Raw genomic sequence first — 22533 nt, forward strand, 5'->3', positions numbered from 1 at the left:
AAGTCTCTCTCGTTAAACTAAATCTAGACCGCGTGATAAGTCGCGAATAATATCATTAATATCTTCTAAACCAACAGACACACGAATCAATCCTTCTTCGATTCCTGCTGCCTGCTTGGCTTCTGCGGACATTCTACCATGTGAGGTTGTTGCTGGATGAGTAATCGTTGACTTCACATCACCCAAATTACTTGTAATTGACAAGAAACGAGTATTATCAATCACTGTCCAAGCACCTTCACGCGCATTCTTTACCACGAAGGATACAACACCACCGAAACCTTTCTGCTGTTTTTTAGCAAGTTCATGTCCCGGATGATTTGGTAAGCCAGCGTAATATACTTTCTCAACTTTTTCATGCTGAGCAAGCCATTCTGCAAGCTTTTGAGCACTTTCACAATGCGCTTTCATACGTAGGCTGAGAGTTTCTAAGCCTTTCAAGAAAATCCAAGCATTGAATGGGCTCATTGAATTACCCAAAGTACGGATAACGCCATTCACTTCTTCAAGTAAATCATGTTTACCAACAACAGCACCACCTAAGGCACGACCTTGACCATCAATATATTTAGTCGCAGAGTACAATACCAAGTCAGCACCAAATTTAATCGGTTGCTGTAAAGCAGGTGTACAGAAACAGTTATCTACAGCAAATAAAGCGCCATGTGCGTGAGCAATATCCGCAATCGCTTGCATATCACCTACTTGAGCCAAAGGATTTGATGGTGTTTCAATGAAAAGAATGCGTGTATTTGGGCGGATCGCATTTTTCCAGCCATCAAGATCATCTAAATCAACGAAAGTGACTTCTACAGCAAACTTAGCAACGTATTTTTCAAATAAAGCGATGATTGAACCAAATACAGCACGAGAACAGATCACATGATCGCCAGCTTTTAAGTAAGCCATACACATTGCATGCACAGCCGCCATACCAGAACTGGTTGCAACCGCACGTTCCGCCCCATCCAATACCGCTAGGCGCTTTTCAAAAGCCTGAACTGTAGGGTTGGTATAGCGAGAGTAAGTATTACCAGCAACTTGTCCAGAAAACTTAGCAGCAGCATCAGCAGCACTTTCACAAACAAAAGATGATGTTAAAAAAATTGGTTCACTATGCTCACCCTCAAAAGTACGGTCATGTCCCGTACGAATTGCAAGAGTATCTAGCTGATATTCTAAATCATCGCTTGGATTCATCGTTTTGTATGCCTTATGATCATCGTGGTCGAATATGCCAACATTTTGAGCGCCTAAGGTATTTAAGGTCAAGGCATAAGATATAATTATCGCTTAGACTTCGTGCAATCTTGACTCATGATGAGACTATTAAAGATGAAATCGCTTGTGGAACAGCAAAAAATAAATTTTAAACATCTCGCGATGCGTGTTTTTGAATCGGACAAACTCGTATTGTCACAATCAACACCATACCAAGTGATTGCTCAGTTTAAACAAACTCGTGTTCGTTTTTATGCTTCTGAGAATAAACGCTATAAAGAGCCTTTGGTTTTTGTAGCACCGCTTGCAATCAATATGGATATCTACGACTTATATCCGTATCGTTCTCTAGTTAAACACTTCCAAGAAAGTGGTTATGACGTTTATCTTATTGATTGGGGCAAATTGACCTACAAAAATTATCAAATTAACTTTCTGTCTTTTATTGATAAATTTATTCCTCGCTGTATAGAAGCCATTCAACAACATTCGAAATCACAAAAAATATCTCTACACGGCTGGAGTATGGCAGGCATCTTTGTGACTTTATATACGGCTCGTCATCAACCCAATGCTGTTAAAAACCTGATTGTTCTGGGCAGCCCGATTGATAGCTATGCGTCTGGCTATATTGGCAAGCTATACAAAACGCTTGCCTACGTTACCTCTCGCAATCCAACTGTTAAAGATTATATTTATAATCGCTTACCAAAGTTGATGATTCATTCCCCAGGTTTCTTAAACTCATTAGGATTTAAATTACTAGACCCTAAAGGATGGCTGGATGGCAACATTCAACTTTTAAAGAATTTAGATAATTTAAAATTAGTACAAGAAGACGCAACACTCAGTCATTTCTTAAACAATATGATTGATTATCCTGGGGGTATTAATCAAGACATGCTATTTAATGTCTGGATGCAAAACCCGCTGAAAAACGGCGCTATCACCTTAAAGAATAAAACCATTGAGCTAAAAAATATTGATTGTTCTTTATTTGTGGGTGCAGGTAAAGGTGATCAAATGGTTACAGCAGATGCTGCATTTCCATTAACTCAGTTGACAAGTAGCCGAGATGTCACGTTTACTCTTATACCTGGCGGGCACTTAGGTTTAATGTCCAGTCAAAAAAGTTCAATCGAGTTCTGGCCAACACTCACTGATTGGTTAGCGGAACGTTCAACTCCAATAAAAAGGTAAACTATGACTCAATCTGTTGCATTTATCGGTTTAGGCGCTATGGGCTATCGCATGGCAGCTCATTTACCAAAGTATTTCGAAAAGGTTTTTGTTTGGAATCGAAACTTTAGTAAAGCAGAACAACATGCAACAGAATATGGAACAACTGCTGTCGAACTTGCACAAGCAGTTCAGGCTGACATCATTTTTTCATGCTTACCAACTAGTGATGATGTTGAAGCATTAATCGATACAGTCCAGTTGAAAGCAGGTTCGATTTGGATTGACTGTACGAGCGGCGTACCTAACTCAGCTCGACGCTTGACAGAAAAGCTAAAATCGCAAGGTGTGGACTTCTTAGATGCGCCTGTGAGTGGTCAAACCATTGGTGCAGAGAATGCAACACTCACTGTGATGGTCGGTGGCGATGTACAAGCATTTGAACGTGCTTATCCTGCGATGGCGGCTGTTGGTAAACTCATTCAGCATGTTGGCGAGTCTGGTGCTGGATTTGCAGTTAAAGCGATCAATAATATGCTGCTTGCGGTTAACTTATGGTCTGTTGCAGAAGGCTTTAGTACATTAAAAGCACACGGCGTTAACCTTGATGCAGCATTGAATTGTATAAATGCGTCTAGTGGTAAAAGTATGGTCACGGAGACCATTTTTCCACAACGCGTACTCAGCCGTGAATTTCCAGTAACCTTTGCTTTACCATTATTGGCTAAAGATACAGGTATTGCTTTAGATTTGGTGCATGATGCTAAGCTTCCTGCCCCGATTCTTTCTCTAACACAAAGTTTAATTCAAGCTGCGAATCTAACTTCAGAGCCAAATAGTGACTTCTCTTCAGCTGTCAAAATGTACGAATCATGGAGCAAAATTACGCTTAAATAAAGCTGCATGTGCTTTAGATTCTTTTGATTTAGATAAACTTTTAATTAGCACAAGTGCAATACTCAAACAGAATATTGCACACGCTTTTAGTTCATATCCATTACGCTTACTACAAAATTTTAAAACACATTTTATTGATCTTCATTTTCCTACTTACTCAAACTTTCCGATAATCAACCTTATTGAATATCTAATAAGTTAGTAGAATTAATTACAATGAAAACAATTAGCTAGATCAACATTATGAAGAAAGTAAATCTTTTGCTTCTTTCCACTTTAATTTTAATGTCTTTTGCATTTCAGAATGTGTGTGCAAAGCAATATGTATTTATTGGATATGATAGTTTTTGTGGCTTACCAATCTTTACGGGGCAAAACCCACAAATTGCCACAGCTGAAAAAGACAGCTATGGTCGACCAATTATTCACATTGATCCTACAGCATTAGCCAATCTAACAAGTTCTCGAATTTTTACACTTGCCCATGAATGCGCACATCATAAGTTAGGACATACCTCAAGATTAGGAGAAATGGAACGCTATCATGGAGGAACACGCAAACAAGAACTAGAGGCTGACTGCTGGGCAGCAAAACAATTAAGCCGATATGGACAATTTACCGACCTGCAATTCCAAACTTTAAAAAATTTAGCTGAGGGTCATTTTATAGCAAATGGCTATCCTTCTGGAGTTGAGCGAGCACAAAACATATATTCATGTGCTACAGGAACAATTGTAAGACATGATGCCTCACCGCGTTGCTCCAAAAAATTAGTACCTCAAACCGTTGTCGTTACTACTTACCAGATAATCCCCACTCAAGTACCTTGTTCACATGTGAGAATGGGACCTTACGGCCCTTTCGCTATACATCAATTTGATCTTATTCCAAGAAAAGTACCTATTCAAACACCTACAACAAAGATGGTAGAAGTGACTCAATGCGAATAAATCAATATACCGTAATATCAGGAGATATCACTTAAGATATTAAAAACAATACATTTATAATTTAATTCAAAAGGAAATTCCGTACTAAAATTACATACTGACTATAGAGTTTCATTGAAATTTCATTAAGAAACCTTATATTGGTATATACGTAGCGACCAAGCGCCATATGAAAATACTGTCATAAAGCTTTGGTTTATACCTTTTTGATTAGAGGAACACCTCATGAATAAGTTTACGGTTGCAGTTTGTGCTGGATTAATTACCCTCACAGGATTTAATCTTCAAGCAGCTACACCAGAACAAGAATGTAAAAAGTTGCAAGATGATTACAACTTAATCTACGCTTCTAAAGGATTCTGTTTCAAAGACGCAGACGCTAAAGCTAAATATGGCAACGAAAACTGCCATACAACAAAGCCAAAATTTTCTGACAAAGAACAACAGCGTCTTGATCAAATTAAAGAACGTCAGAAAGAACTTAACTGCAAATAATCTTTTCTCTTAGCTTTTCATTTAATTAATCTCTAAATGAAAAGCTAAATTGTTTTATACCCTATTAAAGGACTAATCATGGCGTACGATGACCAAAATATTTTCGCAAGAATCCTTCGTGGTGAATTACCTGCAATCAAAATTTATGAAGATGATCAGGTGCTTGCATTTATGGATATCATGCCACAAGCTGATGGTCATGCTTTAGTTATTCCAAAAACTCCTGCGATTAGCTTACTGGACTTACCTGCCGATGCAGCAGCCTATACCATTCAGATCGTTCAAAAGATTGCGAAAGCGATTGAGACAGGTCTTGATGCAAAAGGTATTGTTCTTATGCAACTCTCTGGAACAGCAGCAGGTCAAACAGTTCCACATGTACATTTCCATCTGATTCCAAGTTCAGTACATGAATTAGGCCGACATGCGGCACAAATGGGTGATCAAGAAAAGATTAAAGTGTTAGCAGAAAAGATTAAAGCAGCACTGTAATATTTCACTGATATAATGCGAGGTTCTTACCTCGCTTTTTATTTAATGGTAAATAAATCAATAATTAATCAAATTATTACCAAATATAAATCGTAATAAAACTGTCACTTTTCCTTCACTTCGTTGTAACAAAGTTTGCCGATACTGCATACAAGTCAGTGAGCTGTGTAACTTTTTGTACATAAGCAAGCTTATAACAGTAACTAAGGCATATGCCATTTACAAAAAAGTGTTTTGGAGAAATCTCAATGAAAAAATTGCTTCTTGCTGCTACTGTAGCAACTTTAGCCATGAATGCAGCGCAAGCAGCACCAACATTGTATGGTAAGCTCAGTGTGACTTTGGACAATATTGACAACAACGGCTTTAAAGATGAAAGCGTAACAAAAGTAAATTCAAATGCTTCACGTATTGGTGTTAAAGGCGAAGAAAAATTAACTGACAAATTATCAGCTGTGTACTTAGCTGAATGGCAAGTAAATACTGATGGTGACGGTACTGATCTTGGTATGCGTAACCGTTACATCGGTATTAAATCTGATGGTATTGCAACATTAAAAGTTGGTCGTTTTGATTCATACTTCAAAACAGCTGCTGGTAGCAACCAAGATATCTTCAACGATCACAACGAACTTGATATGACAGCTGTTCTAGTTGGTGAAGATCGTTTGAACAACGTTATTGGTTTTGAGACTGATAAAAAATTATTAGGTGGCTTAGCGTTCAACATCATGTTCCAACAAGGTGAAGAATCTTCTGCTGCTGATAGCGCATCTAAAGGTAAAGAAGGCAGCCGTGATGGTTTCGGTGATGGCGTTTCAACATCTCTTACATACGAAAATAAAGACATCGGTTTAGCAGCAGCAGTAGCTGGAAACTTCGGTGTAGCTTCTAAATACAATGCTTACAGCTTATCTGGTATTTATACTGATGCAGTACGTGTAACAGGTTCTTTAGACCTAACTCCAGCTGGAGTTGATGGTTTAGTATTCGGTGCTTTATGGCAAACTGCTCAACCAACTGACGATACAGTATCAACTACAGATGGTACGACTGTAACTTCTTATAAAGGTTTACAAGAAGATGCTTACGGCGTAACTGCTGCTTATAAGATCCCTTCTACACCAATCAAGTTAAAAGCTGAATATATCTCTGCTACAACTGAATCAAATGGTCGTGATGATCGTAAACAAGATATGTATGGCGTTGGTGCAGACTACCAAATCAACAAACAAGCACGTTTCTACGGTGTTGTTGGTCAACAAAAACGTGATTGGTTAGCTAAAAACGATACTAAGACTGTTATCGGTTTAGGTATGGAATATAACTTCTAATTTGAAGTTATAGGCTAAAACCAAAAATAAAAGGGCAAATGCCCTTTTATTTTCATTTCTATTTTTAAAAACAACTAAATTCAGAAGTTAAAAAATTATTTTAAGAAGCCACTCACCATATTCAACACATTTTGAATATCATTATTTGCTTCTTGTTGGCTGGTATTGCTACCTTGCGGCGTCAAAGAATCAATAACTTGTGGAAGAACTGAAGCAATTGCACCATAAATTGCTTGCTTAGGGGCTTGTGCTTGTTGAGCAACTTGCTCAACATCTTGATCGTCAAATAGGCTTTGAATATTTTGTGTTGGAACTTCCTGTGCATTCTGTTGCTGTGGATCTACCCAACTTTGCACTTGATTGGCTAAGCCTGCATTTTTTAGTTTATCTAGCGCTCCTTGGAGGCCGCCTTGCTTTTGAATCCACGCCAGAACCAAAGGTAAAACAGCAATTAATAATGTTTGAGCCGTATTTCCACTTGTTGCATTAGTCTGTGTAGAAGAACTTCCACCACCTAATTGACCCAACACAGAGCCAAGTATCCCGCCTAATCCACCTTGTTGATTTTGAGTATTTTGCTGACCACCCATTTGACCGAGTACAGAACCTAAAATTCCACCTAAACCACCACCCTGATTAGATTGCTGACCGCCTAAAGCTTGCTTTGCTAAAATTTCAACAATATTTGTTAAATCTGTCATGACCCATATGTTCCTATTGGAATTATTTATTCCAAAAGAATACGCTGCTTTATAAGCTCACAACAAAGATGAATTGTTAAATTTTGCAAGAACTTGCAACAATCTAGCGCAACCTCTATCTGGATAAATTTAAAAGCGTTTAATCTCCTACCAGCGGAATTTATCCCAGTTTTCAGGGTTTGCCCAAAACTTAGAGTTAAACCAGTCAGGTACATGCTTATAGGTCAGAATATTGAATTGCCACAGTGCAAAATCACTGTCGTGTGCTGTTTTATCGATTAACTGCGTAAACCCAAGCGAACGAAGTAGTTTTTCATCACTTAATTTACTTACCACAACAATTCGCTTTGCCATCAAATCACGCAATTTCACCAATAACTGTGCTTTTTGTACGTCATTGATAGTTTGCATTTCATCTGTATCAAATAATACAAAACCTAAATCATAACGCTGCGTAAATGGCAGACTTAAAAAGTCAGTTACGTTAAAATGATGCCATTGAATTGAAGCATTCTGGTCAATCTGCTGACCTATACAAAGTGCAGTATGAATGGGCTGTTCTTGAGATAAATCGTCTAGCATAGAAGTGATGACATTCTGTTCAGCCATAACTGCAACCCTTGATTGAAAAAGATGAGAGTTTATTAATGGAACTACAAGGCATTTGTCACAAAATGCATGCAGCGCTCAAAACGCATAGTGTAACTGATCAATCAACAAGCAAGGCAAATGTTGAATATAAATTTATATTAGATCGTTCAGAAACTGACCTACCTTTTGTTTTAGGTCAAGAAATTGAGATCGAATGGACGGGGAATATTTATTGTACCTCATGTGGCGCAAAAACACCGAAGTCCTATTCACAAGGACATTGTTTTAAATGTTTTAAGACAAAGGCTGAGTGTGACCTATGTATTATGAAGCCTGAAACCTGCCATTATCATTTAGGGACTTGCCGCGAAGATCAGTTCGCACATGATATCTGTTTCCAGCCTCATATTGTATATTTAGCCAATTCAAGCGCTTTAAAAATCGGTATTACCCGTATCGTAAATATGCCAACTCGTTGGTTAGATCAAGGCGCTACGCAAGCATTACCGATCTTAAAAGTTGGCTCACGTCGTTTATCTGGTCATTTAGAAACTATGTTTGGTACGCAAATTGCCGATAAAACAGATTGGCGTAAATTACTTAAAGGCGAAGCTGAACCCTTAAACCTCGTTGAACAACGTGATCAAATTATTGAAGAGTTTGCTCCAAAAATTCAAAGTATTCGAGATGAATTTAGTCAGAACCTTGAATTCAATGAAGGTCTTGAGTTTCTCGAAAATGAAACTCCGCGAGAGTTCATTTATCCAGTAGAACAATATCCTGAAAAGATTAAATCCCTCAACTTGGATAAAACGCCTAAAATCCGAGGTGTTCTACAAGGGATTAAAGGTCAATACTTATTACTAGATATTGGTGTCATCAATATCCGTAAATACACAGGTTATGAACTAATCCTGCGCGCCTAAACAAAAAAGGTGGCAATTGAGCCACCTTTTTTTATTCCGATGATAAACAATTCAAAATGGCATGTACTGGATCTTCAGTATTCCCTGAAATCAGTTGTTTATGCATACTCAAATGCTGCATCATTTGAATATGTGCTGTTTCATGATCCATCAACTTTTCTATTTCTGTCGCCAAATGTTGTGGCGTAGCATCCGCTTGGATCAACTCCTCGATGACTTTTTTACCCGCAATGATATTCGGTAAAGAGTAGTACGGAATCTTCACTAAGAACTTCGCAATAATATAAGTTAACCAGTTCAGTTTATAGAATGTCACCATCGGACGATGCAACAACATTGCCTCCAAAGTCGCCGTACCAGAGGCAAGCGCCACAATATCACTTGCATTCATGACCATACGACCCACTTTTGACTCTGAATCGGTATTTTCTAATACATGAATTTTGTCTTTTACCGTGATGTCTAAGCTTTGAATACCCTGCTCAATTTGCTCTTTTCTTGCATCATTAATCGCAGGAATCAGAAACTCAAGATCAGGATATTTTCGATGTAAGATTTCAGCAGTACCGGCCAATAAGGGCAATAATCGCTCGATCTCACCTCTACGACTGCCTGGTAATAATGCAACATGTGTTTTATGAACAGGCAATCCTAATTGTTGTTTAGCCTCAATATTTGGGTTCTTGAGTGGTAATTGTTTTGCTAATGGATGACCAACAAATGCCGCTGGCACGCCATGATTTTCATAAAATGTTTTTTCAAATGGGAATAAACATAATATGAGGTCAATCGTCTTCTTAATGCCATGAACACGGCCTTGTCGCCAAGCCCAAACTGAAGGGCTCACATATTGCACTGTTTTAATTGGCAAATTCTTTTCTTTGATGGTCTTAGACAGACGTAAGTTAAAATCAGGCGCATCAATACCAATAAAAATATCAACTGGATGTTCAGTCCATCGCTCAACTAACCCATCCCTCACCGCAAATAATTTTTTTAAATCTTTGAGAACCTCTACTATTCCCATAACCGATAGAATTTCCATCGGATAATAGCTATGAAACCCTTCTGCAATCATTTGAGGGCCACCAATTCCCTCAAACTCAGCCTCGATCCCTTGCTCGCGAAAACTGCGCATGAGTTTAACACCTAGAGTATCTCCAGAAACTTCACCCACGACGATTCCAATTTTTAGTTTTTGCTTTACCAAGACCAACGCCCCATTTAGATACTGAGTAATTCTAACAAAATGATTTTACATCGAATCATAGCACAGGAATCAATTTGTTCTTGATTGGTGAAAATGCTCCACTATCTAATTTAACTTTCAAAATTAAAAACAGTATCTATATTTACGATAGCTGAGTAATTGCTTGAGTTTTATTTAGATATTAATATTAACAAGAATCATTTTCATATGTGATTTATTTTTATTAACCTCCTAAGACATGTTATGGCTAAATCAACCTCAATTAGCATCACCTATCGAATTAGTGTGTTTTACCGTTTCGTTTTTACATTTGTATTTGGCTATCTATGCACGATGTATTTATGTTCAAGCCTAACTACTCTATTCGCAAAAATTTTAGCTAAAGCAGAGGCGATTTATCTAGCTGCATTCCTGTCTATTCTGTTCTATGTAGCATTCATCATTATTAGCTTCTGTATCAACTCCTTATGGAAAATCACATTGATCAGTTTGATACTCGTAAGCTGCTTATTTGGTCTATCAGTAGGTGTAAATTAACCATGCAAAACAAAGGCATTCGACAGTCTATGGCTTGGTTACACACATGGACAGGTTTAATTTTTGGATGGCTGTTATTTGCCATTTTTTTGATGGGAACAAGCGCTTACTATCGTCATCACATCAATCTTTGGATGCAACCTCAGCTCGCACAATATCAAGTAAATCAAGATGTCGCGGTTAAAACGGCGGTTGAATATTTAAATAAAAATGCAGCCGATGCTAAATCTTGGTATGTCAGTCTTGCCAATCAAGAAAATCCCGTGAATAAAATGTACTGGGAAAAAGCAACTGGAGGGTACGAAAGCAAAACATTAGATGCCAATACAGGCGAAGAGTTAAAGTTATCAAATACTCAAGGTGGTGATTTCTTCTATAATTTTCATTTTCAGCTTTATGGTATGCCCGTATTAATTGGGCGTTTAATTACCAGTCTTGCTGCATTTATTATGTTAATTGCACTTATTTCAGGAATCATAACGCACAAAAAAATTATCACCGATTTCTTTACATTACGAACTTTCAAATCACAGCGCTCATGGCTCGACTTTCATAATGTCTCATCTGTACTAGCACTGCCCTTTTTCCTGACAATCACTTTCACTGGGTTAGCGATTTTCTTTTATCTCTACTTACCATTCGGAATGAAAAAATTATATCCAGATAATCCTTTTCAATATTTCACTGAAATTAGAACAATCAGTGTGAATAATAATCATAATGCTGATCCAATCAAAACTGAAATGCTGCCAATTCAAACGCTCTTGGGAAAAGTAAAACAACAATGGGCCGATCAAGCACTTGCAACAATAGAAGTGAAAAATCCAAATACGGATCAAGCGACGATCAGTTTTAAACAATTAGAGGATCGCTCAATCACCTTAAATCAACCCCAAATCACTTTTGATGCGACAGGTAATATCTTAGGAAATACTAAAAATAACAGTGCTGTAGCGACTTTAAATGCGGGTGTATATGGTTTGCATATGGCAACTTTTGCTCAGCCTTTACTGCGTCTAGCTTTCTTCTGCTCAGGGATTTTAGGATGTTTGATGATTGCATCTGGCTTATTACTTTGGAGCTTAAAACGTCAAATCCAAAATAAATCTAATCAATTCCATTTAGGGCATTATTTGGTTGATCGTTTAAATATCGCGACGTTTATAGGCCTGCCAATTGCCATGCTCGCTTATATGTTTACTAATCGGTTTGTACAAATCACTGAAACTACAACAAATTATGAGATATACAGTTTCTTTGTTGTATGGATGCTGAGTTTAATCATTGCGCTTTTCACCAAGAAACAATATTTATGGCAATCTCAAGTTGCTATTTTAGGCTTAGTCGCGATTGCTCTACCTATCTATGATTTAATTTATCTGCTCAATCATCAACTTGTTACTGATTTTCAAAGTTATTGGGCTTTTTTAAGAGTAGATTTATTCTTTATTTTATCTGCTGGATTTGCTTTATTTGTTTATAGAAATATCCATCCGATCCAACAAAAATCGGCACAAAAAATCAAAACGAAATTGGCACAGACTGAGGCAAGCGCATGATCGTACTCAGCTTTTTACTTATCTTATTCGGTATGTTTGTGCTTTATAAATGTAGTGCCAAACAGATTAGTCAAGCATCTCCCAATCAACAACAGCGATTGATTCGTTTTAAAATGCAGTTTAGAGGATGTGCATTTATCTGTTTCTTAGTTGCTGGTAGCTTGCTTGCGCTTACTTATGGCCGTTCTATTGGATTTGTCAGTTGGTGGATTCTAGCGACACCAGTTACTTTCCTTATGGTTCTTCGCATAAATAAGGTGATGTCAAAACCGCAGAAGAAACTGAAGAATTAATGTGTTTAAAATTTCTTTAGCTTTTTTTTGCATAAGTAAATCACTATTCATCACAACGAGTTATCTAAAAAAGGCATAAGATATGCTGGTTTTTGCATAATTAGGCATATTGTCGATGTTTGGTCCTATTGAATTTATTATGGCTGGTGTCCTCGTTGGCTTCTGTGTAGGTATTACAGGTGTTGGCGGTGGTTCATTAATGACTCCCATTTTAATTAGCCTTTTTAAGATTGAACCACATATCGCTATCGGTACAGATTTACTTTATGCATCTATCTCTAAATTCTGTGGATCGGTGGTACATGCAAAAAAGCTCAATATTGTTTGGCCAATTGTTCTGTGGCTAGCTTTAGGTAGTATCCCAGCTTCATTTGCAACGTCTTGGGTACTTGAACATTATCTAAGTCAATCAACTCACTATAAAGCAGTCTTAACTACAGTTTTGGGTTTCATGTTGACTTTGACTGGTATTTCAATTGTCTTCCGCACTCAAATTGAAAAGTTTTTTGACCGTTTCCGTAATCGTGAACAAGCGAATATGGAAAGTGAACAACATGCGTTACAACATAAACGCTTGTATATTCTGATCATGGGCATCGTGCTCGGCATCTTTGTAACACTATCGTCTGTTGGGGCTGGCGCTTTCGGTATCATGGCATTGGTGATCATGTTTCCAAATCTACCAATGATTCGTATCATTGGTTCTGATGTGGTGCATGCGGTTTTATTGACAGCCGTTGCTGGTTTAAGTCATATGTCATCTGGTAATGTCGACTTTACATTATTAATGTGGCTACTGGTTGGTTCCATACCTGCGATTGTCGTTGGCACGCTCATCAGTTCTCGTATGCCAGAACGCTTGATCCGCAAGATTCTTGGTATTACCCTATTTGCCTTAGGTGTTAACTTTATGGTGAACCCGATTAAAGCAAAACCAAAGCCAGTTGAAACTCATCAGGCTGTTGTAATTCAACAAACAAGCTATTCAACAACAACGGTTTAAGCCAATAAATGTCGATTGTTTCTGCACAAATTATGCGATTCGCTAGTTAATCAGTCGACATTTCGTGCTATATTCGTAGACAAAATAACCTCTTCTTTTAGATTAAATTTGTGACAGCAATGAATACTCTACAGTCAAATCCAGTTTCTCAGCCAGATATCGACGACGTTAATATTAAAAGCATTCAGACTTTGATTACTCCAGCGGAATTGAAAGCTGATCTTCCTTTATCTGAAGCTGCTTCTCAAACTGTATTACAAGGACGTGCAACTGTACGTAATATTTTAGACGGCAATGACAAGCGTCTTTTTGTCGTGATTGGCCCTTGTTCAATCCATGATCCTAAAGCTGCGCATGAATATGCTGATCGTTTGAAAGAGTTAAGCGAAAAAGTTAAAGATACGCTTTATCTTGTAATGCGTGTTTATTTTGAGAAACCACGTACCACCGTTGGTTGGAAAGGTTTAATCAATGACCCTGACATGAATGACTCTTTCAATATTGAAAAAGGCTTACATATCGGTCGTGGATTATTGATTGATTTAAATGAAAAAGGTTTGCCATGTGCAACTGAAGCACTTGATCCAAACTCACCACAATACTATCAAGACTTGATTTCATGGTCTGCGATTGGTGCGCGTACTACAGAAAGCCAAACTCACCGTGAAATGTCGTCAGGCCTATCATCTCCTGTTGGTTTCAAAAATGGTACAGATGGTGGCTTAACAGTTGCAACCAATGCAATGCAATCTGTTAAACATGGCCATAGCTTCTTGGGTCTAAATGAAAATGGTCAAGTTGCAATTATTAATACTAAAGGCAACCCTTACGCTCACGTCGTATTACGTGGTGGTAATGGTAAGCCAAACTATGATGCAACTTCTGTTGCCGATGCTGAAGCAGCTTTGGCAAAAGCTAAAGTTAGCAACAAGATCATGATTGATACTAGCCATGCCAACTCAAACAAAGATCCGTACTTACAACCTTTAGTTTTGAAAAACATCACTGAACAAATTCTTGATGGTAACAAATCAATCGTTGGGATCATGGTTGAGAGTCACCTTAAAGGTGGTCGTCAGGATATTCCTGAAAACCTATGTGATCTAGAATACGGTAAGTCAGTAACTGATGGCTGTATTGATTGGGATACGACAGAAAAAGCATTACTCGAAATGCATGAAGCATTAAAAGACGTACTACCAACACGTTAAGCTACATTCACAAGAAAAAGCCCATGTAATATGGGCTTTTTCTTTTATCTATTATTTATGTGTTGGATAAGCTTGCACAGATTTTATAATTTCTTCTCTCGCTTTTTGCACATTCTCCCAAGCTATAAATTTGACCCATTTACCCTCTTCCAAGTCTTTATAGTGTTCAAAAAAATGTTTAATCCGATCTAAAATAAGAGGATGAATATCATCTATATCCTTTATAGACTCATATAAGGGAGATGTTTTGACATGAGGAACCGAGATAATTTTAGCATCCATTCCATGCTCATCCTCCATATACATCACACCCACAGGGCGACTACGAATCACAGAGCCAGCAACAACAGGATAAGGTGCAAGTACGAGAACATCTAAAGGATCGCCATCTTCACTCAAAGTTTCAGGTATATATCCATAGTTAGTAGGATAAGACATTGCAGTACTCAGAAAACGATCAACAAATAAAGCATCATATTCTTTATTCATTTCATATTTTACAGGTGCATGATTTTCTGGAATCTCAATTAAGCTGTAAAAATCATCTGGAATATTCAGACCTGAAATAACCTTAGACATTATTATTCTCCTTATGTCCAACATAACCAAATTCAATTGGGGTTTTGGTATAAAAAATTGAAATGTTTTCTTGAGAGATAGTCGAAAGAAACGATTGTTCTTGCTCAATATTCACCACAAACTCAATTTGAATCGGACGATCAGCAAGTTCAAAAAAATGTGCGGCGTGGAGTTTTCCATGTCGATCAAAACTCTCAACACCATGACTTACAGTTGCACCTTTTAAACCTATAGATTGAGCTTCGGTCAGCAGCCACTCATACAGAAGTTTTCCTTTGTAATTTTCATTTTCTTCAATATAGAACTTGAGTAAATAACCTTTCATACGCATCTCCAATAAATAGAATGCGTAGTCCTACGCACCCTATTTATTCTTTATAAATTTAGGGTAACGTAGGCATCATTAGCCTCTATTCATTTTAATGACGAGGCGGTTTTTGCAAGGAAGAATGCCATTTCCTTATTTCAACGTATTTATCTTAGTCGCATCTCAACGTATTTGCAATTTTAGATTCAAGCGAATAAAGCCTTATATATTTACATGAATAATTAAGAGATAAGTCTCTTATTCACTATAAATTCTGTTGTAAATGTATCCAATACATTTTGAACTGTAATATTTTTTTAATTATACTGCTGCCACATTTCTACTACGACGCTTTGCTGATATGCAATCCAGTTTCCGTCAACACTTGCTAAAGTGGCGTGCCTCCCTAGGCACGGTAACTTTGCTTTGTTTACTCTGGCATATCTTCTTGCCCACAATGGTGCATATAGGTGTCGTACCTGCGCTCTATGCAATGCCAAGCCATTGCCAAGTCACAGATATACAAAATAGCTTGATGGCTTCAGAAACACATTCAATTCATCATCACACGATGCATCATATGCAACACGAACAGCATATGCAGCATGCTGAGCATTCACATCTTAGTGAACATGCACAGGCTGTTTTTGCGCTTGCAAGTCAAATCATGAAACATTGTCCTTTATGTTCTCATGGTTTAGATGCTGCTGTGATCATACCATTACTTGCTTTTGTACTTATCTTTCTTTTGGCGTGGTTTAGCCGTGTACGCTGCCTTTGCTATACATGGACCGAAGATTTACATATACCCCGTATCTTCTACACACTTCCCTTAAAACAAGCCCCACCACTCACTTTATAAACCGCATTTTTACATCGTGCCCAGTAAACCACTGTGGTACAGCCCTGTTTATTGCTTTTATAGAGTTCAACATGACTACTCAATTCCGTTTGTCAGTATTAACCGCTGCTTGCCTTTCTGCGAGCTATAGTTCAATCATTTTTGCTGAAGCTACACCTTCTGAACAACCGCAAACATTAGCCACAATTGTGATCACCGCAAACCGTGAAGGTGAATCAATCAACAATACACCTGCTGCAATCAGTAAAATTAACGCTCAAGATATCGAAGATAAACATGCAACATTCATTGGACAAGTGCTTAATCAAGCACCTGGCGTCCGTATGAATGATCTGGGTAATGAACAACACATGATGTCCATTCGCCAACCGATTACTACTGCTGCGGTTTATCAATATTTAGAAGATGGCTTATCTATACGTCCTGTGGGCGTGTTTAACCATAATGCGTTATACGAAGTCAATTTGGCTGGGATCGATAATATAGAAATCCTACGTGGCCCAGCGAGTAGCTTATACGGTAGCAATGCGATTGGTGGAACGATTAACTTTTTAACTAAAGCACCAAGTTTAACGCCCACAGCAAATATAGGTTTAAGTGCCAGTTCTGAGGGATACCGCCGTTTAGATGCAGGTGCATCCAATACCTTTGATAGCGCATATGGTGAGCATGGCTTAAGGATTTCCGCATACGCGAGTGATCGTGGTAATAGCTGGCAAGATCACGCCGAAAGTAATAAACAAAGTGTGACTTTAAGGCATGATTGGCATATTTCAGATGCAACACAACTGAAAAATATTGTCAGTTATAACCATCTCAAAGCGGATATGACAGGTAGTTTAAATACAGATGACTATAACAAACGTCCGGGTTATAGCTATCAAACATTTACCTATCGTGAAGTTGATGCAACTCGTATCTCCTCGCAACTCAGCCATAGCTGGAGTGACCAACAACAAAGCCAAGCGACCTTGTATTATCGTGATAATACGACTGATCAAAACCCTAGCTATAGCATCCGCACAGATATCAAAAATGGTAAGCCAACTGGCACTTATAGCGGTCAAACAACTTATAATGCATTTCAATCTTATGGTTTGAATTTACAGCACTCGATGAACTTCGACCAAGTAAAGTTGATCGTTGGTGCGATGGCTGATCACTCACCGAATCAAGCCAAAACCAACGATATAGAAGTGTTCCGTGATCCAAACACCTTAGTTTACACAGGTTATAAACAACGCCAATTACTTCGCGATTTTAATGTCGATGTCAACAACCAAGCTCTTTACAGTCAGATAAATTGGCAGGCAATAGAAAATCTAAAATTAGTTGCTGGCGCACGTTATGACTGGATCAGTTATGACTATGATAATAAATTAACACCCTCTAAAGTCACTGGTGCGCCTGATGAAAAACGTAACTTTCACAAAGCCAGTCCTCAATTAGGTTTTGTGTGGAATATAACCCCTGATATGGACCTTTATAGCAACTGGTCACAGGGCTTTGTTCCTCCAGAAGTGAGTAGCTTATATGGTGCAAACCTCGTTACACCTGATCTAAAAGAGGCAACATTTAACAATATTGATGCGGGTTTGCGCTTTAAGCTTTTTGATGATCGTCTTGATGGAGAAATCACTTTATATCGCTTAAATGGCAAAGATGAAGTCATTAGCTATACCAAACCTGATAATACACGCGAACCACGTAATGCGGGTAAAACGCTGCACCAAGGTGTTGAAATTGGTGGGACATGGAAAATTAGCGACTTGTATGATCAACGCCTGAAACTTTCTGGTAGTTGGTCAAAACATGAATACAAAGAGTTTCAGCCATCTAGTGTTTTAGATTACAGCGGCAATACCATGCCAAGCGCACCAAAAACATTTGGTACAGTTGAATATCAAATCAAACCTACGCCTGAACTATTACTTTCGGCCGAAGGTGTTTATGTCGGTTCATACTGGATTAACGATGCTAATACCGAAAAATATGATGGACACACCATTCTAAATTTACGTGCGAATTACCGTAAAGCTGCATATGAAGTTTATGGACAAATTCTAAATGCAACGGATGTTCATTATGCGGAAAGCACTTCGTTTAGTAATAACCAAGTCAACTATACCCCAGCTGCGCCTCGAACGTACTTAGTCGGTTTAAGCTATCATTTCGGGAAATAAAATATGAATGCCAAGCAACTTAAGAAGCTATTGTCTCTGCACCGTAGTTTTGGAACAGTTCTCGGCATTTTAGTTTTATTGTGGGCTTTAACTGGTGTGTTGCATCCTATTATGAGTGCAACACAACCTCAGCCTGTAAAACGAATGCCACCATCTCAGCAACTTGATTTGCATACTGCAATACCTGCAAATCAAGTATTACAGCTGCAAAACATTCAACAGTTTTCAGCATTACAAACGATACAACTGACACCTGAGCAAGTTGCCTATCGTATATTGAAACCAAAGCAGAATATTGCTGAATACTACGACAGCCGAACTGGTCAAATCATTAAAAATGCAGAACAATTTAATGTAATTCGATTAGCCAATTGGTACACAGGCTTATCGAAACAGCAGGTTGTTTCAGCACAAATCATTACGAGTTTTAGTGATGATTATCCTAGTGTGAACCGTCTGCTTCCCGTTTGGCGTGTCAATTATGACAATGGACTTAGAGCTTATGTTGATCCGTCGCAATCAAGACTTGCAACATTGTCAAATGATCAAAAAATGTGGATGGCGAAAATTTTCCGCCTAGGTCATACATGGACTTGGGGTGATCAACCTTGGAAAGGTCAATCACTGATTATGCAGCTCGCCTTGATTGGAATCTTGTGCTTAGTTTTTATGGGGTTTGGATTATTTTTTAAAATTCACAATCGTAAAAACCATCGACTACGTCAAAAACCTATTCGTTTTTTACATCGTTATCTAGCGATTAGCTTAAGTACATTTATCTTGTTATGGGTCATAAGTGGTTTTTATCATATTTGGAATAAAAAGTCTGAAATACCTGTATTTAATCCTATTTTTCATGCACAAGATTTAAGTCCTGACGCGTGGAAACGAGCTACACAACATCCAGTTCAGGGTCTAAGCATTGTACCTATTACATTTGGTCTAGATCGTAGTCATGCAGCGTGGTTAATCCAATCGGCAGGCAAACCTCAGTTGCAAGGAAGTATGACCGCAGCGAATGAACATGATCATCACCGTCACTCAAAAGATACGACACCGGCGATTCAAGTGATTGATGCATACAGCTCGGAAGATTTAGATATCCTTGAGCAAAGTAAAAACTTAGCAGCAAGTTACTTAAATCTATCTATTCATCAATTCAAACAAGCAACTTTGATCACAAGCTTTGGTGGTGAGTACGGTTTTATTAATAAACGCTTGCCTGTCGTGAAAGTAGAAACGAGTTTGAGTAATCAACTTCGAGTCTATATCGAGCCAAGTAGCGGTGTGATCGCAGCTCAAGTCACGCAACAAGATGCTTTGGAAGGATTTAGCTTTGCTTATCTACATAAATGGACATGGTTGCCAATAGATAAGACACTAAGAGATATTCTTCTAGCAACCATTGCTGGATTGATTGCTTTACTCGTCATTCTCGGTTTCTTCATTCGAACTAAACGCTAACAACTATCAGACTGATCTGTCTTTGATAAGGGAGTTTAGTCACTAAACTCGCATCTAAATATAAAAAGAACCCATCACCACAGTCATGATCAATCCCGTTTCAACTAATTCAATCGCTGCACCAACGGTATCACCAGTAATCCCGCCAATTCTTTTTACAAATAATGATCGCAAAATAGTCAGTAGAAAAATCAAGCAAATAAAAACTACAAAACCCAACCATTTATACAGACAAAGAAATGGCAATGTAATGACAAAAACCATCCAACCAGCTACTTTAGGTAGATAATCAGTCAAAGAGCTGCCCAAACCTTTTTCACGTACATATTGTGTTGTTAAAAAAAGAAATAAAGGAACACAACGTCCTAACACAGGAAGTATCAGCAAAAAGTAATTTAAATGCTGTTCTAGTAGCACATATAAAGCTGCAAACTTTAAAAGACAAACAACAATTAAACTGAGTACACCCATCGGGCCACACGCAGGGTCTTTCATTATTTTTAATGTGCGTTCTGGATCACCAAAACCACCCACCCAAGCATCAGCAGTATCGGCTAAACCATCAAGATGTAAACCGCCCGTTAGCCAAATCCATAACACAAGAATGATACTTGCAATGAGTAAGGTTGGAAGTTTGACTAAGAGAATTGAACAAGCAAATAAAATAAGACCGATAAGTAGACCAATAACAGGATAAAAAAGAATGGCTTGGCCATTTTGTTTTGCACTTGGCATCGTTTTTAGTTCAACTGGTAGAACCGTCAAAAATTGCAAGGCAATCCAAAAAGGCATCATATTTAATCAGCTTCATTCAATAATTTTTAATTGACAGATTATGAAGAAATAAAATTGGGAATAGCAAGCCTATTCCCAATCAAAAAAGATCAGTAGATTATTACATTTGATAACATTGTTTTAATTTTAAATAGTCATAGTAGAAACTATTTGAGTCGGTACGCGCATAATCACATGATGGCTTAAATAAGGTTTCTTTCTCGTTGTAGAACATTTTTGACCAAGGTGTTCCCCTGAGCATTTTGGTAAATATCCCACTGTAAATTTGCTGCCATAGGAGAAACCATTTCACCTCGCCATGCACTGTTGTCATAGCTATAGGTCTGACGTAACGGCAACGGTTGCATCATTTTATTTAATCCCAAACTTGTTGCCAATGGAATAACGATTTCAGCATGAGCGAATCTCAAAACTGCACGATGTGACTGTTTTCTTTCAATAACTGCATCAACTTGACTAAAAAAATCCTTTTTTAATCCCTGCGCCATCACACTTGTAACACCATTTGATTCGGTAAAACTTGGGCCTTTAGCATAAAAATCATCGGCATCGTTGAACTCTGCATAAAATTTTGCGGCATCCGCTGGCATGTATTTATCAAAACTCACGCCTTTAAGCTCAGACTGCATTCCACCTGAGATCGAATACAACTCATAAATATAAGCAGCCGCATCTACAGCACTAGCAATCTTATTCTTTCCTTTACCATTTTCAGTCACGGTTTCACCTGATGGAGCAGTTACGGTGTATGAGCCAGTGTTCAAAAAAATATATCCGCTTGTACCTAATTTTTTAATAAATTCAGGTTTAAAAATCGGTGTTAATACACGCATTGCAACCTGTTCAGCACGCGTATTTTCAGCCAGTTCATCTAATTTATTAGCTAAATCAGCATCATCTTCTTCAAACTGTTGATAAGCCTGACTTGCATCATAAATCGCTTGTTGCTGTACAGATAAAGGCTGTGTTAAATCTTGTTCTTGGTTCAAGCTGTGAAAGTAAAGTTTAAAACGGTCTACACCACCATCTTCAATCGTTGGAACACTACTACTGGCTAAACTGGTATACGAAAGCGGTGTAATTTGGTTTTTAAGTTCAGGCTGTTGTTGAATCAATTCATTTGTAAAGAATTTAGCACTATCTATTGCGCGATCTACACCAGAACTTTGTACTAAAATAGACGCTGGTTGAGCAGCTGCGGTTTTAAATAATGTGGGTAAACGTTGTAATAAACGATCCGCAATACCGCGATGTTCTTGAATCCCAACCATTGTTTCATTGCCATAACCAAACTGACGAATACCATCAATACCATAACCCAGCAAAATATTTGCTTTCATCATTGCTTCAATATCTGCACCCAATTGCTCACCTAACGGCGTTAATGCATTCTCGGCTTTGGCTTGTTCCCATAAATTATAAAGCGCTAAATCATATTTAATACTTGATAAACCTCTAGAGCCATGACGAGCAACTAATTCAGTGAATACTGCTTGATAACCTTCAGGAATTTGCTCATAGGTCTTTATTTCTTGCTGTGGTTGGTAAGGTGTTTTGGTTTGATAAAATTTAGATGAAATATCTGTATCAGGAGTTTTTTGCGAATTTTGAGAATCATCACTATTACAAGCCGTCAATAAAATACTGAGATATAACACACTGCTTTTAAATAATATCTTCATAATTAATTTACTTATAGATAAAGAAATGTCATGTATCTTAGGCAGTCACAATGACAGTTCT

22 protein-coding genes, 1 pseudogene and 1 riboswitch are annotated in these 22533 nt (G+C 37.9%); of the genes and pseudogenes, 15 read left to right on the forward strand and 8 right to left on the reverse strand.

Annotated elements, in window-relative coordinates; translation table 11 throughout:
- Positions 1 to 12 precede the first annotated feature (12 nt).
- On the reverse strand, positions 13 to 1200 hold the full coding sequence (locus tag ACT4_RS14295) for an O-succinylhomoserine sulfhydrylase (protein WP_004879445.1): 1188 nt from the start codon (positions 1198 to 1200) through the stop codon (positions 13 to 15).
- Positions 1201 to 1335: 135 nt separating this feature from the next.
- Between ACT4_RS14295 and ACT4_RS14300 the strand changes: the two genes are divergently transcribed.
- From ACT4_RS14300 to ACT4_RS14325, 6 genes are all read left to right on the forward strand, one after another.
- Complete coding sequence (locus tag ACT4_RS14300) at positions 1336 to 2421, forward strand: alpha/beta fold hydrolase (RefSeq protein ID WP_007483294.1); 1086 nt, start codon at positions 1336 to 1338, stop codon at positions 2419 to 2421.
- Positions 2422 to 2424: 3 nt separating this feature from the next.
- A complete protein-coding gene (locus ACT4_RS14305; RefSeq protein ID WP_007483296.1) occupies positions 2425 to 3297 on the forward strand; it encodes an NAD(P)-dependent oxidoreductase in 873 nt (290 codons plus the stop codon).
- 243 nt (positions 3298 to 3540) lie between these two features.
- The gene (locus ACT4_RS14310; protein WP_007483298.1) at positions 3541 to 4248 is read left to right on the forward strand and encodes a hypothetical protein; all 708 of its coding nucleotides are present in this window, start codon (positions 3541 to 3543) and stop codon (positions 4246 to 4248) included.
- Positions 4249 to 4473: 225 nt separating this feature from the next.
- Positions 4474 to 4743, forward strand: coding sequence for a YARHG domain-containing protein (locus ACT4_RS14315; protein WP_004879438.1), 270 nt, complete (start codon positions 4474 to 4476; stop codon positions 4741 to 4743).
- A 78-nt stretch (positions 4744 to 4821) separates the two neighbouring features.
- Positions 4822 to 5235 (forward strand): HIT family protein, encoded by a 414-nt coding sequence (locus tag ACT4_RS14320; protein ID WP_004879437.1) that lies wholly within the window; start codon positions 4822 to 4824, stop codon positions 5233 to 5235.
- A 248-nt stretch (positions 5236 to 5483) separates the two neighbouring features.
- Positions 5484 to 6569: a porin gene (locus ACT4_RS14325; protein ID WP_004879436.1), complete on the forward strand. Its 1086-nt coding sequence runs from the start codon at positions 5484 to 5486 to the stop codon at positions 6567 to 6569.
- Positions 6570 to 6664: 95 nt separating this feature from the next.
- Here ACT4_RS14325 and ACT4_RS14330 read toward each other — a convergent pair whose 3' ends face one another.
- Together ACT4_RS14330 and ACT4_RS14335 are read right to left on the reverse strand one after the other, a co-directional pair.
- Positions 6665 to 7270 (reverse strand): YidB family protein, encoded by a 606-nt coding sequence (locus ACT4_RS14330; RefSeq protein WP_007483301.1) that lies wholly within the window; start codon positions 7268 to 7270, stop codon positions 6665 to 6667.
- Between the two features lie 147 nt (positions 7271 to 7417).
- Complete coding sequence (locus ACT4_RS14335) at positions 7418 to 7879, reverse strand: DUF6231 family protein (protein ID WP_007483303.1); 462 nt, start codon at positions 7877 to 7879, stop codon at positions 7418 to 7420.
- Between the two features lie 38 nt (positions 7880 to 7917).
- Here ACT4_RS14335 and ACT4_RS14340 point away from each other — a divergent pair, with 38 nt between their 5' ends.
- The gene (locus tag ACT4_RS14340) at positions 7918 to 8787 is read left to right on the forward strand and encodes a DUF2797 domain-containing protein (protein WP_007483305.1); all 870 of its coding nucleotides are present in this window, start codon (positions 7918 to 7920) and stop codon (positions 8785 to 8787) included.
- Between the two features lie 31 nt (positions 8788 to 8818).
- On the opposite strand, the gene lpxB is transcribed toward ACT4_RS14340, so the two are convergent.
- Positions 8819 to 9997: a lipid-A-disaccharide synthase gene (gene lpxB / locus ACT4_RS14345; RefSeq protein ID WP_007483307.1), complete on the reverse strand. Its 1179-nt coding sequence runs from the start codon at positions 9995 to 9997 to the stop codon at positions 8819 to 8821.
- A gap of 243 nt (positions 9998 to 10240) precedes the next feature.
- On the opposite strand from lpxB, the gene ACT4_RS17555 reads away from it, so the two are divergent.
- From ACT4_RS17555 to ACT4_RS14365, 5 genes are all read left to right on the forward strand, one after another.
- The gene (locus tag ACT4_RS17555) at positions 10241 to 10534 is read left to right on the forward strand and encodes a hypothetical protein (protein ID WP_007483309.1); all 294 of its coding nucleotides are present in this window, start codon (positions 10241 to 10243) and stop codon (positions 10532 to 10534) included.
- Positions 10535 to 10536: 2 nt separating this feature from the next.
- Positions 10537 to 12093, forward strand: a complete 1557-nt coding sequence (locus tag ACT4_RS14350) for a PepSY domain-containing protein (protein WP_007483311.1) — start codon at positions 10537 to 10539, stop codon at positions 12091 to 12093.
- Positions 12090 to 12386 carry a hypothetical protein gene (locus tag ACT4_RS14355; protein WP_007483312.1) on the forward strand — a complete coding sequence of 99 codons (297 nt, stop codon included), beginning with the start codon at positions 12090 to 12092 and terminating at the stop codon, positions 12384 to 12386. The genes ACT4_RS14350 and ACT4_RS14355 overlap by 4 nt, the downstream gene beginning before the upstream one ends.
- Positions 12387 to 12501: 115 nt before the next feature.
- A complete protein-coding gene (locus tag ACT4_RS14360; RefSeq protein WP_007483314.1) occupies positions 12502 to 13389 on the forward strand; it encodes a sulfite exporter TauE/SafE family protein in 888 nt (295 codons plus the stop codon).
- Positions 13390 to 13508: 119 nt separating this feature from the next.
- A complete protein-coding gene (locus ACT4_RS14365; RefSeq protein ID WP_004879424.1) occupies positions 13509 to 14600 on the forward strand; it encodes a 3-deoxy-7-phosphoheptulonate synthase in 1092 nt (363 codons plus the stop codon).
- Between the two features lie 51 nt (positions 14601 to 14651).
- Here ACT4_RS14365 and ppa read toward each other — a convergent pair whose 3' ends face one another.
- On the reverse strand, positions 14652 to 15179 hold the full coding sequence (gene ppa, locus ACT4_RS14370) for an inorganic diphosphatase (RefSeq protein WP_007483318.1): 528 nt from the start codon (positions 15177 to 15179) through the stop codon (positions 14652 to 14654).
- Positions 15172 to 15504: a DUF190 domain-containing protein gene (locus ACT4_RS14375; protein ID WP_007483320.1), complete on the reverse strand. Its 333-nt coding sequence runs from the start codon at positions 15502 to 15504 to the stop codon at positions 15172 to 15174. The genes ppa and ACT4_RS14375 overlap by 8 nt, the downstream gene beginning before the upstream one ends.
- Positions 15505 to 15566: 62 nt before the next feature.
- A riboswitch (Fluoride riboswitch) is annotated at positions 15567 to 15648 on the reverse strand.
- A gap of 199 nt (positions 15649 to 15847) precedes the next feature.
- Here ACT4_RS14375 and ACT4_RS14380 point away from each other — a divergent pair.
- The 3 genes from ACT4_RS14380 (at position 15848) to ACT4_RS14390 (ending at position 19995) form a co-directional block, all read left to right on the forward strand.
- Positions 15848 to 16348, forward strand: a complete 501-nt coding sequence (locus tag ACT4_RS14380) for a hypothetical protein (RefSeq protein ID WP_034605240.1) — start codon at positions 15848 to 15850, stop codon at positions 16346 to 16348.
- A 71-nt stretch (positions 16349 to 16419) separates the two neighbouring features.
- Positions 16420 to 18531 (forward strand): TonB-dependent receptor, encoded by a 2112-nt coding sequence (locus tag ACT4_RS14385; protein ID WP_007483325.1) that lies wholly within the window; start codon positions 16420 to 16422, stop codon positions 18529 to 18531.
- A gap of 3 nt (positions 18532 to 18534) precedes the next feature.
- Positions 18535 to 19995, forward strand: a complete 1461-nt coding sequence (locus ACT4_RS14390; RefSeq protein ID WP_007483327.1) for a PepSY domain-containing protein — start codon at positions 18535 to 18537, stop codon at positions 19993 to 19995.
- Between the two features lie 54 nt (positions 19996 to 20049).
- On the opposite strand, the gene ACT4_RS14395 is transcribed toward ACT4_RS14390, so the two are convergent.
- Positions 20050 to 20790, reverse strand: coding sequence for an adenosylcobinamide-GDP ribazoletransferase (locus ACT4_RS14395; protein WP_007483328.1), 741 nt, complete (start codon positions 20788 to 20790; stop codon positions 20050 to 20052).
- Positions 20791 to 20890: 100 nt separating this feature from the next.
- A pseudogene (locus ACT4_RS14400) lies at positions 20891 to 22472 on the reverse strand (histidine-type phosphatase).
- Positions 22473 to 22533 lie beyond the last annotated feature (61 nt).

Origin of the sequence: Acinetobacter sp. NBRC 100985, from assembly GCF_000241225.1 — a bacterium.
GTDB classification, from domain to species: domain Bacteria; phylum Pseudomonadota; class Gammaproteobacteria; order Pseudomonadales; family Moraxellaceae; genus Acinetobacter; species Acinetobacter venetianus.

What these genes read in the sequence shown, in the direction of transcription:
- ACT4_RS14295 (WP_004879445.1), bottom strand. Translation starts at nt 1,200, where the DNA reads ATGAATCCAAGCGATGATTTAGAATATCAGCTAGATACTCTTGCAATT.
- ACT4_RS14300 (WP_007483294.1), top strand. Translation starts at nt 1,336, where the DNA reads ATGAAATCGCTTGTGGAACAGCAAAAAATAAATTTTAAACATCTCGCG.
- ACT4_RS14305 (WP_007483296.1), top strand. Translation starts at nt 2,425, where the DNA reads ATGACTCAATCTGTTGCATTTATCGGTTTAGGCGCTATGGGCTATCGC.
- ACT4_RS14310 (WP_007483298.1), top strand. Translation starts at nt 3,541, where the DNA reads ATGAAGAAAGTAAATCTTTTGCTTCTTTCCACTTTAATTTTAATGTCT.
- ACT4_RS14315 (WP_004879438.1), top strand. Translation starts at nt 4,474, where the DNA reads ATGAATAAGTTTACGGTTGCAGTTTGTGCTGGATTAATTACCCTCACA.
- ACT4_RS14320 (WP_004879437.1), top strand. Translation starts at nt 4,822, where the DNA reads ATGGCGTACGATGACCAAAATATTTTCGCAAGAATCCTTCGTGGTGAA.
- ACT4_RS14325 (WP_004879436.1), top strand. Translation starts at nt 5,484, where the DNA reads ATGAAAAAATTGCTTCTTGCTGCTACTGTAGCAACTTTAGCCATGAAT.
- ACT4_RS14330 (WP_007483301.1), bottom strand. Translation starts at nt 7,270, where the DNA reads ATGACAGATTTAACAAATATTGTTGAAATTTTAGCAAAGCAAGCTTTA.
- ACT4_RS14335 (WP_007483303.1), bottom strand. Translation starts at nt 7,879, where the DNA reads ATGGCTGAACAGAATGTCATCACTTCTATGCTAGACGATTTATCTCAA.
- ACT4_RS14340 (WP_007483305.1), top strand. Translation starts at nt 7,918, where the DNA reads ATGGAACTACAAGGCATTTGTCACAAAATGCATGCAGCGCTCAAAACG.
- ACT4_RS17555 (WP_007483309.1), top strand. Translation starts at nt 10,241, where the DNA reads ATGGCTAAATCAACCTCAATTAGCATCACCTATCGAATTAGTGTGTTT.
- ACT4_RS14350 (WP_007483311.1), top strand. Translation starts at nt 10,537, where the DNA reads ATGCAAAACAAAGGCATTCGACAGTCTATGGCTTGGTTACACACATGG.
- ACT4_RS14355 (WP_007483312.1), top strand. Translation starts at nt 12,090, where the DNA reads ATGATCGTACTCAGCTTTTTACTTATCTTATTCGGTATGTTTGTGCTT.
- ACT4_RS14360 (WP_007483314.1), top strand. Translation starts at nt 12,502, where the DNA reads ATGTTTGGTCCTATTGAATTTATTATGGCTGGTGTCCTCGTTGGCTTC.
- ACT4_RS14365 (WP_004879424.1), top strand. Translation starts at nt 13,509, where the DNA reads ATGAATACTCTACAGTCAAATCCAGTTTCTCAGCCAGATATCGACGAC.
- ppa (WP_007483318.1), bottom strand. Translation starts at nt 15,179, where the DNA reads ATGTCTAAGGTTATTTCAGGTCTGAATATTCCAGATGATTTTTACAGC.
- ACT4_RS14375 (WP_007483320.1), bottom strand. Translation starts at nt 15,504, where the DNA reads ATGAAAGGTTATTTACTCAAGTTCTATATTGAAGAAAATGAAAATTAC.
- ACT4_RS14380 (WP_034605240.1), top strand. Translation starts at nt 15,848, where the DNA reads ATGCAATCCAGTTTCCGTCAACACTTGCTAAAGTGGCGTGCCTCCCTA.
- ACT4_RS14385 (WP_007483325.1), top strand. Translation starts at nt 16,420, where the DNA reads ATGACTACTCAATTCCGTTTGTCAGTATTAACCGCTGCTTGCCTTTCT.
- ACT4_RS14390 (WP_007483327.1), top strand. Translation starts at nt 18,535, where the DNA reads ATGAATGCCAAGCAACTTAAGAAGCTATTGTCTCTGCACCGTAGTTTT.
- ACT4_RS14395 (WP_007483328.1), bottom strand. Translation starts at nt 20,790, where the DNA reads ATGATGCCTTTTTGGATTGCCTTGCAATTTTTGACGGTTCTACCAGTT.